Raw genomic sequence first — 14,140 nt, 5'->3', positions numbered from 1 at the left:
TACCAGTATCGATCAGCGCGGTCGCGATGATCGTCAACGAGCCGCCTTCCTCGATATTGCGCGCCGCACCGAAGAAACGCTTCGGCCGCTGCAGAGCGTTAGCGTCCACACCGCCGGTCAGGACCTTGCCTGACGAGGGAACGACGGTGTTATAGGCACGGCCCAGGCGCGTGATCGAATCGAGCAGGATGACAACGTCGCGTCCGTGTTCGACAAGACGCTTGGCTTTCTCGATGACCATCTCGGCCACCTGCACGTGACGCACGGCCGGTTCGTCGAAGGTCGAGGAGATAACCTCGCCGCGAACCGAACGCTGCATATCGGTCACTTCTTCGGGGCGTTCATCGATCAGCAGGACGATGAGATAGCACTCCGGATGGTTGGCGGTGATCGAATGCGCGATGTTCTGCAGCAACACGGTTTTACCGGTACGCGGCGGCGCGACGATCAATCCACGCTGGCCCTTGCCGAGCGGCGCCACCAGGTCGATCACGCGCGGCGACAGATCCTTGGTGGTGGGAATATCAAGTTCCATCTTGAAGCGCTCGTTCGGATAGAGCGGCGTCAGATTGTCGAAGTGAACCTTGTGACGGATCTTTTCCGGATCGTCGAAATTGATGGTGTTGACCTTGAGCAGCGCGAAATAGCGCTCGCCTTCCTTCGGTCCACGGATCGGGCCCTCGACCGTATCGCCGGTTTTCAGCGAAAACCGGCGGATCTGCGATGGGGAGATGTAAATATCGTCCGGGCCCGGCAGGTAGTTCGCATTGGCCGAACGCAGGAAGCCGAAACCGTCCTGCAGCACTTCGACGACGCCTTCACCGATGATTTCGACATCCTGGCTGGCAAGCATCTTGAGGATCGCAAACATCAGCTCCTGCTTGCGCATCGTGCTTGCATTCTCGACCTCGAGCGATTCGGCAAATGCCAGCAGATCCGTCGGGGATTTACTCTTAAGTTCCTGAAGCTTCATTTCAGCCATGAAGTGACCAATACTCTTTTCAATTTCAAAGGGGAAAGGCGATGTTGGGTCGTATTCGGTACCGCGAAAGGGCTCGCAGACGACTGAACTCTACACACATGCCACGTAGATGAGATGCGCGGAAAATAGCGACTCGCAATCGCTGCCGCAAGAGGGCTGCTTAAAATGAAGCAAATTTAACCCAGAGGGCGATTTTCTTCAGAACGGCTTCACCACGACGAGGATGACGATCACGATCATCAGCACGGTCGGCGCCTCGTTCATGAACCGCCAATAGCGCGCCGAGCGGCGATTTTCATCCCGCTCGAACGCTCTGACGGCGCGGCTGAAGAACATATGAACACCGGTGAGCAACACAACGAGACCGATCTTGGCATGCAGCCAGCCGCCCTGGAATCCATAAACCGACCAGGCGAGATAGAGGCCGAAAATCCACGTCAACATCATCGCCGGGGTCATGATGATTCGAAGTAGCCGGCGCTCCATCACCTTGAAGGTTTCCGATTGCACCGAGCCGGGCTCGGCATCGGTGTGATAGATGAACAGCCGCGGCATGTAGAACAATCCGGCCATCCAGGAAATGACCGCGATAATGTGCAGTGCCTTGATCCAGAGGTAGAGATTATCGGGGTTCCAGGCAAAAAGCCCGATCGCCATCAGCGCGAAGAAAACCAGCGCAAAATGAGCCCGACGCCGGGCGTAAGCGCCAGATCTCCGGTCGGTCTGTTTTTCCATCGTCACGCCCCGCCTCGTACGCGCCCACTTCGCACGCGATCGACCAGCAGACGCACATGCTCGGGGTCAGCCTGCGGCGTAATGCCATGACCGAGATTGAAAATCAGCGGACCATTGCCGAGCTGCTGCAGAATATCGTCGATGCCGTCTTCCAACGCCCGGCCGCCGGCAACGACGCGCATCGGATCGAGGTTGCCCTGAACCGGTCCATCCTTTTGAAGTTCGGCTGCAAAGGCCAGCGGGACCGACCAGTCGAGGCCGATTGCATCTGCGCCCGTCTTCTGGCGATAGGTCTTGAGCTGATAACCGGCGCCCTTGGCAAAAGCGATGATGCGAGCATGTGGCCGTTGCGATTTGACCGAAGCGATCATCCGCGCAACCGGCCTGATCGCAAACGCCTCGAATTCCTTCTCTCCGAGAACACCAGCCCAGGAATCGAAGATCTGCACGGCATCGGCGCCGGCATCGATCTGGGCGACGAGATAATCGGCCGATACGTCGGCAAGCAGCATCAGCAGATGCTCGAAGGCGCGGGGATGCCTGTAGGCGAAAAGACGGGCAGGGGCCTGATCCGGCGTGCCGTGACCGGCAATCATGTAGGTCGCAACCGTCCATGGCGCGCCACAGAAGCCGAGCAGCGTCGTCTCGACTGGCAACTCCTCCCGCAGCCGCCGCACCGTTTCCAGAACCGGCCTGAGATAATCGACAACCTCTTCGCCATTCAATCTGCCGATACCGGCTTCATCGATGGGATCCATCTCCGGACCACGGCCCTCGGTGAACCGGACATTCCGCTTCATTGCATCGGGAATGACCAGGATATCGGAAAACAGAATGGCGGCATCGAAGCCATAGCGGCGGATCGGCTGCAATGTCACTTCGACGGCGTGGTCAGGCGTGTAGCAGAGATCGAGAAAACTCCCGGCCTTTGCCCGCGTCTCCCGATATTCCGGGAGATAACGTCCTGCCTGTCTCATCAGCCAGAGAGGAGGAGGGGAGAGGCTCTCGCCACTCAAAACCCTCATGATCTTTCGGCGCGTATCGCTCAAGCGCTTCTTCCCTATAAAAAAACAAAGATATTTTAAAAGGTTTCTATTTCTTAGAGTCGGTGACTATCAAGGATTAAAATCCATCCACCGCCGATGCCATTTGTCGCGCGGCTGCAAAAGAACATCGGAAAGATTGGTCGATCTCGTCCAAATTTCGGGGAGAAGCCGAATCCGAAAATGATTCCAAATCCTTCCAGCTCGGCAATTTTTTTCATAGCTGTGGATAGGCTGTGGACGAGCATTCAAGAAGCCTAGCCCTTCCCCGTCGTCCACAGGGCCAACCAAAACCGATCGGCAGAATCCGAAATGTGGATAAAGAGGCATGTTTTCCCTTGCCGGAGACTGCCTCGCCGCCGTAGCTCTGTTTCATCCAGTCTTTTCAACAGGCAGCGGAAAATAGCGTGGAGAACAGAACGAACTTCTTTCATCTGCATCTGATTTCTGACTCAACGGGAGAGACTCTGATCTCCGCCGGGCGCGCCGCGTCAGCGCAATTCAGATCGGCGCAACCGATCGAGCATGTCTATCCGCTGATCCGCAATCGCAAGCAGCTGCTGCCGGTTCTGCAGGCGATCGATGACGCCCCCGGCATCGTGCTCTACACCATTGTCGACCGGGAGCTTGCAAGCCTGATCGATGAGCGCTGCATCGAGATGGGCGTCGCCTCCGTGAATGTGCTGGAGCCGGTGATGAATGCCTTCCAGATCTACCTCGGGGCCCCGTCGCGCCGTCGGGTCGGCGCCCAGCATGTGATGAATGCCGGCTACTTCGCGCGCATCGAAGCGCTGAATTTCACCATGGATCACGATGACGGTCAGATGCCCGACGACTACAATGACGCCGATGTCGTGATCATCGGAATCAGCCGTACGTCGAAAACACCGACCAGCATCTACCTCGCCAACCGAGGCATCAAGACCGCGAACATTCCGATCGTCTATGGCGTGCCATTGCCGGAGAGCCTCTTTGTCGCGAGCAAACCGCTGATCGTCTGCCTGATCGCCACCACCGACCGCATTTCCCAGGTGCGGGAAAATCGTGTGCTCGGGGTGACGCAGGGTTTCGACCGCGAACACTACACCGATCGTGCCGCGATCTCGGAGGAGCTGAAATATGCCCGCTCGCTTTGCGCCCGTCACAACTGGCCGCTGATCGACGTCACCCGCCGCTCAATCGAGGAAACAGCCGCGGCGATCGTTGCCCTGCGCCCGAAGCTGCGCTAAGCGCTGACGAAAAGCCGGCACTCCGAGGAACCCATGACGCCAAAACTCATCCTTGCATCGTCGAGTCCCTTTCGCCGGATGCTGATGCAAAATGCAGGTCTGGCCTTCGAGGCGCATGCCGCAAGGATCGATGAACGAGCCGTCGAAGCGCCGCTGGAAAGAGCCGGCGTTAGGCCTGATGCCGTGGCCCTCGTTCTGGCCAGGGCCAAGGCCGAGGAAGTGAGTAGCCGTTTTCCGGATAGCCTGGTCATCGGTTCGGATCAAACGATGTCGCTCGGTGACCGCGTCTTCCATAAGCCGAAGGACATGGCCGACGCAGCCAGTCATCTTCAAGCCCTTTCGGGTGTAACCCATCGGTTGAACAGCGCTGTCGCCATCGTCAGCGATGGCGTGGTCTTGTGGGAACATCTCGCCCATGCGGAACTGACGATGCGGCCGCTGACGGCGGAGTTCATCGCCAGACATCTGGCGCGGGTTGGCGAAAAGGCGCTTTCCAGCGTCGGCGCCTATCAATTGGAGGGGCAGGGCATCCAGCTCTTCGAAAAGATCGAGGGTGACTATTTCACCATTCTTGGCCTGCCGATGCTGCCGTTGTTACAAAAATTGCGAGAACTCGGAGCGATCGATGGGTGATTCACGTGAAACATTCGGGCCGAAAGCGTTTGTCACGGGCTTTCCCATCAAGCATTCGCGCTCGCCGTTGATCCACGGACATTGGCTGAAGACGCTCGGCCTGCCAGGCAGCTACCGCGCTCATGAAGTGGCACCCGAGGCCTTTTCCGATTTCATTCAGTCGCTGAAGGACGGCAGTTCCGGCTTTGCCGGAGGCAACGTCACCATTCCCCACAAGGAATTGGCGTTCCGGCTCGCCGACAAACCGGACGCGTTATCGCACGAGCTCGGCGCCGCGAACACGCTCTGGCTGGAGGATGGTGCGCTACATGCGACGAATACCGACGGTCGCGGCTTCATCGCCAATCTCGACGAACGCCATCCGGGCTGGGACCGGCATGGCACGGCCGTCGTCTTTGGCGCCGGCGGCGCCAGCCGGGCGATCATCCAGGCGGTCCGCGATCGTGGTTTCAAGGAGATCCATGTCGTCAATCGTACCGTCGAACGCGCGCGTGAACTCGCGGATCGCTTTGGCCCGCGTGTTCAGGCCCACCCGGCCGGGGCGCTTACTGAAGTGATGAAAGGCGCCGGCCTCTTCATCAATACCACCTCGCTTGGCATGGACGGCGAGACGGCGCCGCAACTCGATTTCTCGCCTCTGGCGGCCGATGCCGTCGTCACCGATATTGTCTATGTGCCCTTGAAGACGCCGATCCTGGCACAGGCGGAAGAGCAAGGATTTCCGATCGTCGATGGTCTCGGCATGCTGCTTCATCAGGCCGTGCCCGGATTCGAGAGATGGTTCGGCCAGCGTCCCATCGTCGACGCGGCGCTGCGCGCCCTCATCATCGCGGATATGGAAGCACACTGATGCTGAAGATCGGTCTCACCGGCTCCATCGGAATGGGAAAATCGACGGCGGCAAAGCTCTTCGCCGATGCCGGAATCCCGGTGAACGATTCGGATGCCGTGGTCCACGATCTCTATGCCGGCGAGGCTGCACCCCTGGTGAATGCCGCCTTCCCCGGCACGATGAAGGATGGAGCAGTCGACCGACATGAACTTGGCCGCCAGCTTGCTCTTCATCCTGACGGCTTCAAACGCCTGGAAGCGATCGTCCATCCGCTGGTTCGCAAACGCGAGAGGGAATTTGTGAAGCGACAGCGCGCCACCGGCGCCGACATGGTATTGCTCGATATTCCATTGCTTTTCGAAACCGGCGCCGAGGCAAGAGTGGATATCGTCGTCGTCGTCAGCACTGATCCACAGATTCAGCGCCAGAGGGTGCTTGCGCGCCCAGACATGAGCGAGGAAAAATTCAACATGATTCTGTCCCGCCAGACGCCGGACGCAGAAAAACGGCGGCGGGCCGATTATCTGATCGACACCAGTCATAGTGTCGCGGTGACGAGGGAACGGGTGCTCGATATCGTCGCCGACCTGAAAACGCGGATTGCCAAAGGAGATTTCCGGAATGCGTGAGATCATCTTCGATACGGAAACCACCGGCCTCGACAACCGCGCCGACCGCATTATCGAAATCGGCGGCATCGAGCTCTTCAATCATTTTCCCACAGGCAACACGATCCATATCTTCATCAATCCTGGAGATCAGAAAGTTCATCCGGATGCGCTCGCCGTGCACGGCATCACCGATGAATTCCTGAAGGACAAGAAGCCTTTCGGGGAGGTTGCCGAACAAATCCTTACCTTCTTCGGCGATGCGAAGTGGATTGCGCATAACGCCACCTTCGATATGGGCTTCATCAACGCGGAATTCGCGCGAATCGGTTTGCCGCCAATCCTGCCGGAAAGGGTGCTCGACACCCTGTCGATGGCGCGGCGCAAACACCCGATGGGACCGAATTCGCTCGATGCGCTCTGCCGGCGCTACGGCATCGATAACTCGCACCGCACCAAACACGGCGCGCTGCTCGACTCCGAATTGCTTGCCGAAGTCTATATCGAGATGATCGGTGGCAGACAGRCAGCCCTCGGACTCGGCATGGCCGGCAAATCCAACCAGGCAGCTCGCGGTGACATGGCGATGGAAGACGATGTGGTGATTGCCGCAGTGCTCGATCGGCCCCGGTCGCTCGCGCCGCGCCTTAGCCAAATCGAGGAGCAGGCGCATGAGGCGCTCGTCGCCAAGCTCGGTGAAAAAAGCGTCTGGGCGAAATACGCCAACCTCGATTAAACCGGTCCTCAATTGAAAATGCCCGGGACCAGCCCGGGCATCCGCATTTCAGACAAGAAAGAGCCGATCAGTTCGGAACGGCCTGAACCTTGGCGCGGGCCTGTTCTTCGGCAACGCGCTGAGCGAACATTTGCGTGAAGTCGATCGGGTCGATCATCAGCGGCGGGAAACCACCGTTGCGGGTGACGTCGGCAATGATCTGACGGGCGAAGGGGAAGAGCATGCGCGGGCACTCGATGAAGAGAACCGGCAGCATGTGTTCTTGCGGGAAACCGGCAACGCGGAAGACGCCGCCATAGGTGAGTTCGGTATGGAAAACCGTCTTGTCGCCGTCCTTGGCCTCGGCATTCAGCGACAGCACGACATCGAAATCCGTATCGGAAAGCGGGTTGGCGTTGACGTTCACATTGATGTTGATCGTCGGTGCCTTGTCGCGGGCCTGCAGCGAACGCGGCGCACCCGGATTTTCGAAGGAAAGATCCTTGGTATATTGCGCAAGGATCGAAAGGGTGGGGTTGGTCGCACCGTTGCTGTTGTTATCGTCTGCCATTGGCTTTTCCTCGAGGGGCATGGGAATGGTGCCGCCATCTAACATTTCAGGGAAGGGCTTACAACCCTGGGCGCTTGGCGCGGTTGATCAGCCGCAGTGCCTCAATCGCCGAGATGTTTGCCGGACCACGGCGAGTTGCGATCCGGCTCTCTATGATAGTCCTCTTCGTCGAGATCGACCACCTTCGAATTCGGCTTGCGGTCGCGGAAATCGGGTTGCGGAGCGGAGGAAAAACCGCCCTTGGCATTGACGACGACGAAGCGTTTGGCGATCGCCCGCCAGACGAGATCGCGCACCGGCGGAATGAGAATAAGGATCGCAATGATATCCGTGAGGAAGCCGGGAATGATCAGGAGCAGCGAGGCGATGACATTCATGGCCGGCCGCAGCAGGTCGCGGCCCGGCATCACCCCGTTTCGTCCTTCACTCGACATGCGGCGCAAAATACCAATGCCCTGCCGGCGCAGCAGGACCACGCCGATAACGAAACCCAGCATGACGAGCGCGAGCGTCAGCCACAATCCGATAGCCCGGCCGACGACGACGAAACCGGCAATTTCGGCGAGCGGCAGCAGCAGAATGAAGGCTGGCAGGATCGAAAAACGCATGTCGGTCATGTCCCGGGCTCGCCGGTCTCCTCTTGGCGCTGGCGAAGATGCCAGCCATCATTTGAATCATCTGTATAGGCAGACTATATGGGAGTACAAATCAGAGATGTTAACGGCGGCTGCGATACGATATGAGTTCGAACGACTTCATCACATTATTTTTCCTGGTGGCGGCTGTGCTGATTTTCTTTCAGCTCCGCTCCGTGCTCGGGCGCCGCACAGGAAATGAGAAGCCGCCGCGCGATCTCTATACGCCGCGGGATGCGGCTCCGGCTGAAGCCGCCGATGCCGGCAAGGTCGTGACTCTGCCGCGGCGCGATGCGACGACGGAGGACGAGGATCGCTTCGCCGCCATCGATGCTTTCGCGGCACCCGGAACGCCGCTCAACGAATCGCTGCGCGCGCTGAACAAGGCCGATCCCGCCTTCAGCCCGAAGGAGTTTCTGAACGGCGCCCGCATGGCTTACGAGATGATCGTCATGGCCTATGCCGATGGCGACCGGAAAACGCTGAAGAACTTGCTGTCTCGCGAAGTCTATGACGGGTTCGATGCGGCGATCGGCGAGCGCGAAGCCCGGGGCGAGAAGGTGAAGTCCACTTTCGTCGGCATCGACAAGGCCGAAATCATCCATGCGGAGACGAAGGGAAGCGAAGCGCAGATCACCGTGCGCATCGTCAGCCAACTGATATCGGCCACCTACGACAAGGCGGATGTGCTGATCGAAGGCGACGCCGAAAACGTCGCCGAGGTCAACGACCTCTGGACCTTTGCCCGCGACACACGTTCGCGCGATCCGAACTGGAAACTCGTGGCGACCGAATCGGAACATGAGTGACCACGCATCGGACTTCGTCCTGCAGGCCATAAACTTCGACACTTTGGAAGGCTGGAAGGATGATGATCCCTGCGGCCTTTTTGAAGTCATGCGAAGCTGCCGGCGGCAGATCACCGATGTCAAACCGTACCGCACCGGATCGCTTGGCCTGAGCTCGGAAGACCTGCTTCCGCTTCTCGCCGCCGCCGAAGATTTCACGCCGTCATCTCCGGCATCGGCGCGCGCCTTTTTCGAGACGCACTGTCGGCCCTTTCTGATTCGCCGCAAGGATGGCAATTCCGGCTTCGTCACCGCCTTCTACGAACCTGATATCGACGTGTCGGAGCGGCCGGACGAAATTTTCCGTTTTCCTTTCTACAGGCGCCCGGACGATCTGATCGATCTCGACGACGCCAATCGTCCCGTCGAGTTGGACAAGGCCTATGCTTTTGGCCGTCTGCATGACGGCCGCGTCGCGGCCTATCCGGACCGCCGCGCCATCGATCAGGGTTTTCTCGAAGGCCGCGGCCTCGAAATTGCCTGGGCGAAGTCGAAGGTCGATGTCTTCTTCGTTCATGTGCAGGGTGCTGCCCGCCTGCGTTATAAGGATGGTCGTATCGGCCGCATCACCTATGCGGCGAAGGCCGGCCATGCTTTCTCGGCGATCGGTAAGCTGCTGATCGAGCGCGGGGAGATGGACCGGGCGGAGATTTCGATGCAGGCGATCCGTGCCTGGCTGGCGCGCAATCCCGAGCGCGTCGACGAGGTGTTATGGCATAACCGCTCTTATATTTTTTTCCGTGAAGCGCCGGTTGCCGATCCGCAGGCAGGTCCGATCGCGGCCGCCAAGGTGCCGCTTCTCGCCGGGCGCTCGCTTGCGGTCGACCGGATGATCCATACCTTCGGCTTTCCGTTTTTCATTCACGCCAAAAGCCTCACCCATCTCGACCAGGGCCGGCCGTTCAGCCGGCTGATGCTGGCGCTCGATACCGGCTCGGCGATCATCGGGCCGGCGCGGGGTGATATCTTCACCGGCTCGGGGGATATGGCCGGAGAAAGTGCCGGCACCGTTCGCAATGACGCCGATTTCGCCATCCTCATTCCCAATGCCGCCGCCGGAAGATTCGACTGATGGCCAGGGATCGCAAGCTGAGCGCGGATGAGAGGATCCTCTGGGGCAAGGTTGCCCGCAGCACGCGGCCGATGCCCGGCAAGGCGGGGGCGTTGACCGAACTTGATGCTTTTCTTGCCGAAGCCGAAGCGGCGGCTGAACGGGAACAGGAAAAGCAGACGCCCGCCACACTCATGCCGCCACAGCCGACAGCACCGTCAACGGCGAAGCCATCGGCCGGGGTGCATCATCCGCTGGAAAAGCCGGTCAAGCGTAAGATCGCCAAGGGCCGGCTGGCGCTCGAAGCGCGGATCGACCTGCACGGGATGGTGCAGAGCCAGGCTCATGCCATCCTTCTCGATTTCCTGATCCGCGCCCACGAGCGCGGCATGCGCCACGTGCTCGTGATCACGGGCAAGGGCAGCTCGATGGGCAGCGAGGGCGCGCTGAAGCGGGCCGTGCCGCTCTGGTTCTCGAAGCCCGAATTTCGCTACCTGATCTCCTCCTATGAGCCGGCCGCACAGCATCATGGCGGTGAGGGCGCGCTCTACATTCGCCTGTCGCGGCGGCATGGGGAGAGGCCATGACACCCTTCGGAGAGGCGGTTCGCAGGCTACGGGCGCGCAAGGGCGTCTCGCAGAAGGAGATGGCGGAAGCGCTGAATGTCTCTCCCGCCTATCTTTCGGCGCTCGAACATGGAAAGCGTGGTTTGCCGACCTTCGATCTGCTGCAGCGCATCGCCGGTTATTTCAACATCATCTGGGATGAGGCCGAGGAACTGTTCCTGCTCGCCCGCTCGTCCGACCCGCGCGTCGTGATCGACACCTCCGGCCTGCCCCCCGAATATACCGAATTTGCCAACCGGCTGGCCCGGCAGATTCGCAACCTTGACAGCGCAGAGATAGGCCGGCTATCGGCTCTTCTCGAAAATGGCGGCAAAGGCGACGGAAAAGCGTCATAATCCCCTGTTTTATGCCTTGTTTTAGGGGCTTGCCATTGGGAAGTGGGTTCAAAAAACCTATATACGAGAGTGAAGAAAGCCGGTGATTCGCAAGGCGCGCCGCAGCTTTACGACAACAGGGAAAATCTCAACAGAATGAGCGATACATCCGCGACGGAAAACGGCGTAAGCACCGAATATGGCGCAGATTCCATCAAGGTTCTGAAGGGCCTCGATGCGGTGCGCAAACGCCCCGGCATGTATATCGGCGATACCGACGACGGCTCCGGCCTTCATCACATGGTCTATGAAGTCGTCGACAACGCGATCGACGAAGCGCTTGCCGGCCATGCCGACATCGTCACCGTCACCCTCAATCCGGRTGGCTCGGTGACCGTCACCGACAACGGTCGCGGCATCCCGACGGACATTCACACCGGCGAAGGCGTGTCGGCTGCCGAAGTCATCATGACGCAGCTTCATGCCGGCGGTAAGTTCGACCAGAATTCCTACAAGGTTTCCGGCGGCCTGCACGGCGTCGGCGTCTCCGTCGTCAACGCGCTGTCCGTATGGTTGAAGCTGAAGATCCGCCGTCAGGACAAGATCCATGAAATGAGCTTCACCCATGGCGTCGCCGATGCTCCGCTGAAGGTTACGGGCGACGCGCCGAATGAGACCGGCACGGAAGTGAGCTTCATGCCGAGCACCGACACCTTCACCATGACGGAGTTCGACTACGGCACGCTGGAGCATCGCCTTCGCGAGCTCGCCTTCCTGAATTCGGGCGTCCGCATCCTGCTGACCGACAAGCGCCATTCCGATATCAAGCAGGAAGAGCTGCGTTATGACGGCGGCCTCGAGGCTTTCGTCGCTTATCTAGACCGCGCCAAGAAGTCGCTCGTCGACAAGCCGGTTGCCATCCGCGGCGAAAAGGACGGCATCACCGTCGAAGTCGCGATGTGGTGGAACGACAGCTATCATGAGAACGTGCTCTGCTTCACCAACAACATCCCTCAGCGCGACGGCGGCACGCATATGGCCGGTTTCCGCGCGGCGCTGACGCGCCAGGTCGTTTCCTATGCCGACAGTTCCGGCATCACCAAAAAGGAAAAGGTAACGCTGCAGGGCGAAGACTGCCGCGAAGGCCTGACGGCGGTTCTGTCGGTCAAGGTACCCGATCCGAAATTCTCCTCGCAGACCAAGGATAAGCTCGTTTCCTCGGAAGTCCGTCCTGTTGTCGAAAGTCTCGTCAACGAGGCGCTGAGCACCTGGTTCGAAGAACATCCAAGCGAAGCCAAGATTCTTGTCGGCAAGGTCGTCGAGGCCGCCGCCGCCCGCGAAGCAGCCCGCAAGGCACGCGAGTTGACCCGCCGCAAGGGCGCGCTCGATATCGCTTCGCTGCCGGGCAAGCTCGCCGACTGCTCCGAGCGTGATCCGACAAAATCCGAAGTCTTCCTCGTCGAGGGCGATTCTGCCGGCGGCTCGGCCAAGCAAGGCCGCTCGCGCGAGAACCAAGCGATCCTGCCGCTGCGTGGCAAGATCCTGAACGTCGAACGCGCCCGTTTCGACAAGATGCTGTCGAGCCAGGAAATCGGCACATTGATCACCGCGCTCGGCACCGGCATCGGCAAGGACGAGTTCAATGTCGAAAAGCTGCGCTACCACAAGATCATCATCATGACGGACGCCGATGTCGACGGCGCCCATATTCGCACCCTGCTGCTCACCTTCTTCTTCCGGCAGATGCCGCAACTGATCGAGCGCGGTCATCTCTATATCGCCCAGCCGCCGCTCTATAAGGTTTCGCGCGGCAAGTCGGTGCAGTATCTGAAGGATGAGAAGGCGCTCGAAGAATACCTCATCAGCCAGGGCCTGGAAGATGCTTCGCTGAGGCTTGGTAGCGGCGAGGTTCGCGCCGGCCAGGATCTGCGCGAGGTCATCCTCGATGCCCTGCGCATGCGCGCCCTGCTCGACAATCTCCATTCGCGCTACAATCGTTCCGCCGTCGAACAAGCGGCGATTGCCGGAGCGCTCAACGCCGAGCTCGCCAGCGACCCGGCTAGAGCGCTGGCGCTGGCAAACGAAGTGGCAGGGCGGCTCGACATCATCGCCGAGGAAACCGAGCGCGGCTGGCAGGGCGATGTGACAACCGATGGTGGGCTGCGCCTGGAGCGCATGGTCCGCGGCGTCAGGGAAATGGTCGTGCTCGACATGGCGCTGATCGGTTCCTCGGATGCCCGTCACATCGACCAGCTGACGGCACGACTCAAGGAAATCTATCAGACGCCGCCGTCGCTGCATCGCCGCGAAGGCGACGTCGAAATCTCTGGTCCGCGCGCCTTACTCGACGCGATCTTCGCAAGCGGCCGCAAGGGCCTCACCATGCAGCGCTACAAGGGCCTTGGCGAGATGAATGCCGAGCAGCTCTGGGAAACGACGCTCGATCCGAATGTTCGCTCGCTGCTGCAGGTCAGGGTCAATGACGCCACGGACGCCGATGGCCTCTTCGCCCGCCTGATGGGTGACGAAGTCGAACCCCGGCGCGAATTCATCCAGGACAATGCGCTGAGCGTTGCAAACCTTGATATCTAATTGATATTTCGAAAGTAAAAGCCCCGCCGCCCCTGGACGCGGGGCTTTTGTTTGCCTGAGGGCTCAATTCGCGACGAAGCGGCCGTTGAAGGCGACCTCGGAGAGCGGCTTGCGTTGGCTGGGGAATTCGCGCGCTTGATTGCGTTCGGAAAGAACGCTCTTGTCCGCCAGGCGGCCGACAGCGACGCCTGCTTCGACCCGGTATCCCTCGGGAACGGCGAAAGCCTGCCTGATCTCATCATGCTTGATGCCGCCCATGCCATGGGCGTAAAAGCCGGAGAGGCGCGCCTGGATCGCCAGATGCCCCCATGCCGCACCGGCATCGAAGGAATGGGTGTAGCTCGGCTTTTCCTCGGCTGAGCCGGCAGCCCCGGTGAAGGCGCGCGACACGACGAAGATCAGCGCCGATGCATTCCTGGCCCAGTCCTGATTGGAATCGTTGAGCAAGGCAACAAATTTCTCCCAATGCTCCGAACCCTTGAGGCCATAAATGAAGCGCCAGGGCTGGTGGTTGGCCGAGGACGGCGCCCAATGGGCGGCGTCGAGCAGACCGAGCAGCTGCGTTTCCTCAATGATTTCGCCGGTGAAGGCGCGCGGCGACCAGCGGTCGAGAAACATCGGATCGACCGGATATTCGGATTCGCGGTGATTGCTCTTCGTCATGCTTGTTCCAGGGTTTGGGGCAGAAAATTTGGATCGTGGGCTGGGCTTAGTCCGTCCAGACGA

At 59.9% G+C, this 14,140-nt stretch carries 16 protein-coding genes; 10 read left to right on the top strand and 6 right to left on the bottom strand.

Translation table 11 applies throughout. The features are described from left to right. The 3 genes from rho to hemE all read right to left on the bottom strand — a co-directional run. On the bottom strand, positions 1 to 982 hold a 982-nt coding region (rho, locus tag AC1D1Z_RS27505), incomplete at its 3' end, for a transcription termination factor Rho (RefSeq protein WP_477852177.1). A gap of 198 nt (positions 983 to 1,180) precedes the next feature. After that, positions 1,181 to 1,717: a protoporphyrinogen oxidase HemJ gene (gene hemJ / locus AC1D1Z_RS27500; protein ID WP_032994780.1), complete on the bottom strand. Its 537-nt coding sequence runs from the start codon at positions 1,715 to 1,717 to the stop codon at positions 1,181 to 1,183. A 2-nt stretch (positions 1,718 to 1,719) separates the two neighbouring features. Next, positions 1,720 to 2,766 (bottom strand): uroporphyrinogen decarboxylase, encoded by a 1,047-nt coding sequence (gene hemE / locus AC1D1Z_RS27495; protein WP_131605746.1) that lies wholly within the window; start codon positions 2,764 to 2,766, stop codon positions 1,720 to 1,722. A gap of 401 nt (positions 2,767 to 3,167) precedes the next feature. On the opposite strand from hemE, the gene AC1D1Z_RS27490 reads away from it, so the two are divergent. From AC1D1Z_RS27490 to dnaQ, 5 genes are read left to right on the top strand one after another with little or no spacing between them, the layout of a single operon-like run. Beyond that, the gene (locus AC1D1Z_RS27490; protein ID WP_011649834.1) at positions 3,168 to 3,989 is read left to right on the top strand and encodes a pyruvate, water dikinase regulatory protein; all 822 of its coding nucleotides are present in this window, start codon (positions 3,168 to 3,170) and stop codon (positions 3,987 to 3,989) included. Between the two features lie 33 nt (positions 3,990 to 4,022). Continuing rightward, complete coding sequence (locus AC1D1Z_RS27485; RefSeq protein WP_131605747.1) at positions 4,023 to 4,622, top strand: Maf-like protein; 600 nt, start codon at positions 4,023 to 4,025, stop codon at positions 4,620 to 4,622. After that, entirely contained in the window at positions 4,615 to 5,472 is an 858-nt protein-coding gene (locus AC1D1Z_RS27480) for a shikimate dehydrogenase (RefSeq protein WP_130653335.1), read from the top strand. The genes AC1D1Z_RS27485 and AC1D1Z_RS27480 overlap by 8 nt, the downstream gene beginning before the upstream one ends. Beyond that, positions 5,472 to 6,083 (top strand): dephospho-CoA kinase, encoded by a 612-nt coding sequence (gene coaE, locus AC1D1Z_RS27475; protein ID WP_131605748.1) that lies wholly within the window; start codon positions 5,472 to 5,474, stop codon positions 6,081 to 6,083. The genes AC1D1Z_RS27480 and coaE overlap by 1 nt, the downstream gene beginning before the upstream one ends. After that, positions 6,076 to 6,798, top strand: coding sequence for a DNA polymerase III subunit epsilon (gene dnaQ, locus AC1D1Z_RS27470; RefSeq protein ID WP_477852174.1), 723 nt, complete (start codon positions 6,076 to 6,078; stop codon positions 6,796 to 6,798). Before coaE ends, dnaQ begins: the two co-directional genes overlap by 8 nt. A 67-nt stretch (positions 6,799 to 6,865) precedes the next feature. On the opposite strand, the gene secB is transcribed toward dnaQ, so the two are convergent. Both secB and AC1D1Z_RS27460 read right to left on the bottom strand, forming a co-directional pair. Then, positions 6,866 to 7,348, bottom strand: coding sequence for a protein-export chaperone SecB (gene secB, locus AC1D1Z_RS27465; RefSeq protein ID WP_017995590.1), 483 nt, complete (start codon positions 7,346 to 7,348; stop codon positions 6,866 to 6,868). Between the two features lie 101 nt (positions 7,349 to 7,449). Further along, complete coding sequence (locus AC1D1Z_RS27460) at positions 7,450 to 7,956, bottom strand: FxsA family protein (protein WP_032980783.1); 507 nt, start codon at positions 7,954 to 7,956, stop codon at positions 7,450 to 7,452. Positions 7,957 to 8,087: 131 nt separating this feature from the next. Here AC1D1Z_RS27460 and AC1D1Z_RS27455 point away from each other — a divergent pair, with 131 nt between their 5' ends. The 5 genes from AC1D1Z_RS27455 to gyrB all read left to right on the top strand — a co-directional run bounded on the left by AC1D1Z_RS27455 (position 8,088) and on the right by gyrB (position 13,414). After that, positions 8,088 to 8,792, top strand: a complete 705-nt coding sequence (locus tag AC1D1Z_RS27455; protein WP_131605750.1) for a Tim44/TimA family putative adaptor protein — start codon at positions 8,088 to 8,090, stop codon at positions 8,790 to 8,792. Next, positions 8,785 to 9,903 (top strand): murein transglycosylase A, encoded by a 1,119-nt coding sequence (gene mltA, locus AC1D1Z_RS27450; RefSeq protein ID WP_131605751.1) that lies wholly within the window; start codon positions 8,785 to 8,787, stop codon positions 9,901 to 9,903. Before AC1D1Z_RS27455 ends, mltA begins: the two co-directional genes overlap by 8 nt. Beyond that, positions 9,903 to 10,469 (top strand): Smr/MutS family protein, encoded by a 567-nt coding sequence (locus tag AC1D1Z_RS27445; RefSeq protein WP_131605752.1) that lies wholly within the window; start codon positions 9,903 to 9,905, stop codon positions 10,467 to 10,469. The genes mltA and AC1D1Z_RS27445 overlap by 1 nt, the downstream gene beginning before the upstream one ends. Then, positions 10,466 to 10,843 carry a helix-turn-helix domain-containing protein gene (locus AC1D1Z_RS27440; RefSeq protein ID WP_018244167.1) on the top strand — a complete coding sequence of 126 codons (378 nt, stop codon included), beginning with the start codon at positions 10,466 to 10,468 and terminating at the stop codon, positions 10,841 to 10,843. Before AC1D1Z_RS27445 ends, AC1D1Z_RS27440 begins: the two co-directional genes overlap by 4 nt. 135 nt (positions 10,844 to 10,978) lie before the next feature. Continuing rightward, entirely contained in the window at positions 10,979 to 13,414 is a 2,436-nt protein-coding gene (gyrB, locus tag AC1D1Z_RS27435; protein WP_477852172.1) for a DNA topoisomerase (ATP-hydrolyzing) subunit B, read from the top strand. Positions 13,415 to 13,477: 63 nt separating this feature from the next. On the opposite strand, the gene AC1D1Z_RS27430 is transcribed toward gyrB, so the two are convergent. Continuing rightward, a complete protein-coding gene (locus tag AC1D1Z_RS27430) occupies positions 13,478 to 14,077 on the bottom strand; it encodes a nitroreductase family protein (protein ID WP_112905595.1) in 600 nt (199 codons plus the stop codon). Positions 14,078 to 14,140: the final 63 nt, after the last annotated feature.

The organism is Rhizobium sp. P1_E1 (genome assembly GCF_056406015.1).
This window is presented reverse-complemented; position numbering and strand designations above follow the sequence as displayed.

What these genes read in the sequence shown, in the direction of transcription:
- AC1D1Z_RS27440 (WP_018244167.1), top strand. Translation starts at nt 10,466, where the DNA reads ATGACACCCTTCGGAGAGGCGGTTCGCAGGCTACGGGCGCGCAAGGGC.
- AC1D1Z_RS27480 (WP_130653335.1), top strand. Translation starts at nt 4,615, where the DNA reads ATGGGTGATTCACGTGAAACATTCGGGCCGAAAGCGTTTGTCACGGGC.
- AC1D1Z_RS27455 (WP_131605750.1), top strand. Translation starts at nt 8,088, where the DNA reads ATGAGTTCGAACGACTTCATCACATTATTTTTCCTGGTGGCGGCTGTG.
- hemJ (WP_032994780.1), bottom strand. Translation starts at nt 1,717, where the DNA reads ATGGAAAAACAGACCGACCGGAGATCTGGCGCTTACGCCCGGCGTCGG.
- AC1D1Z_RS27460 (WP_032980783.1), bottom strand. Translation starts at nt 7,956, where the DNA reads ATGCGTTTTTCGATCCTGCCAGCCTTCATTCTGCTGCTGCCGCTCGCC.
- AC1D1Z_RS27430 (WP_112905595.1), bottom strand. Translation starts at nt 14,077, where the DNA reads ATGACGAAGAGCAATCACCGCGAATCCGAATATCCGGTCGATCCGATG.
- secB (WP_017995590.1), bottom strand. Translation starts at nt 7,348, where the DNA reads ATGGCAGACGATAACAACAGCAACGGTGCGACCAACCCCACCCTTTCG.
- coaE (WP_131605748.1), top strand. Translation starts at nt 5,472, where the DNA reads ATGCTGAAGATCGGTCTCACCGGCTCCATCGGAATGGGAAAATCGACG.
- AC1D1Z_RS27445 (WP_131605752.1), top strand. Translation starts at nt 9,903, where the DNA reads ATGGCCAGGGATCGCAAGCTGAGCGCGGATGAGAGGATCCTCTGGGGC.
- AC1D1Z_RS27485 (WP_131605747.1), top strand. Translation starts at nt 4,023, where the DNA reads ATGACGCCAAAACTCATCCTTGCATCGTCGAGTCCCTTTCGCCGGATG.
- mltA (WP_131605751.1), top strand. Translation starts at nt 8,785, where the DNA reads ATGAGTGACCACGCATCGGACTTCGTCCTGCAGGCCATAAACTTCGAC.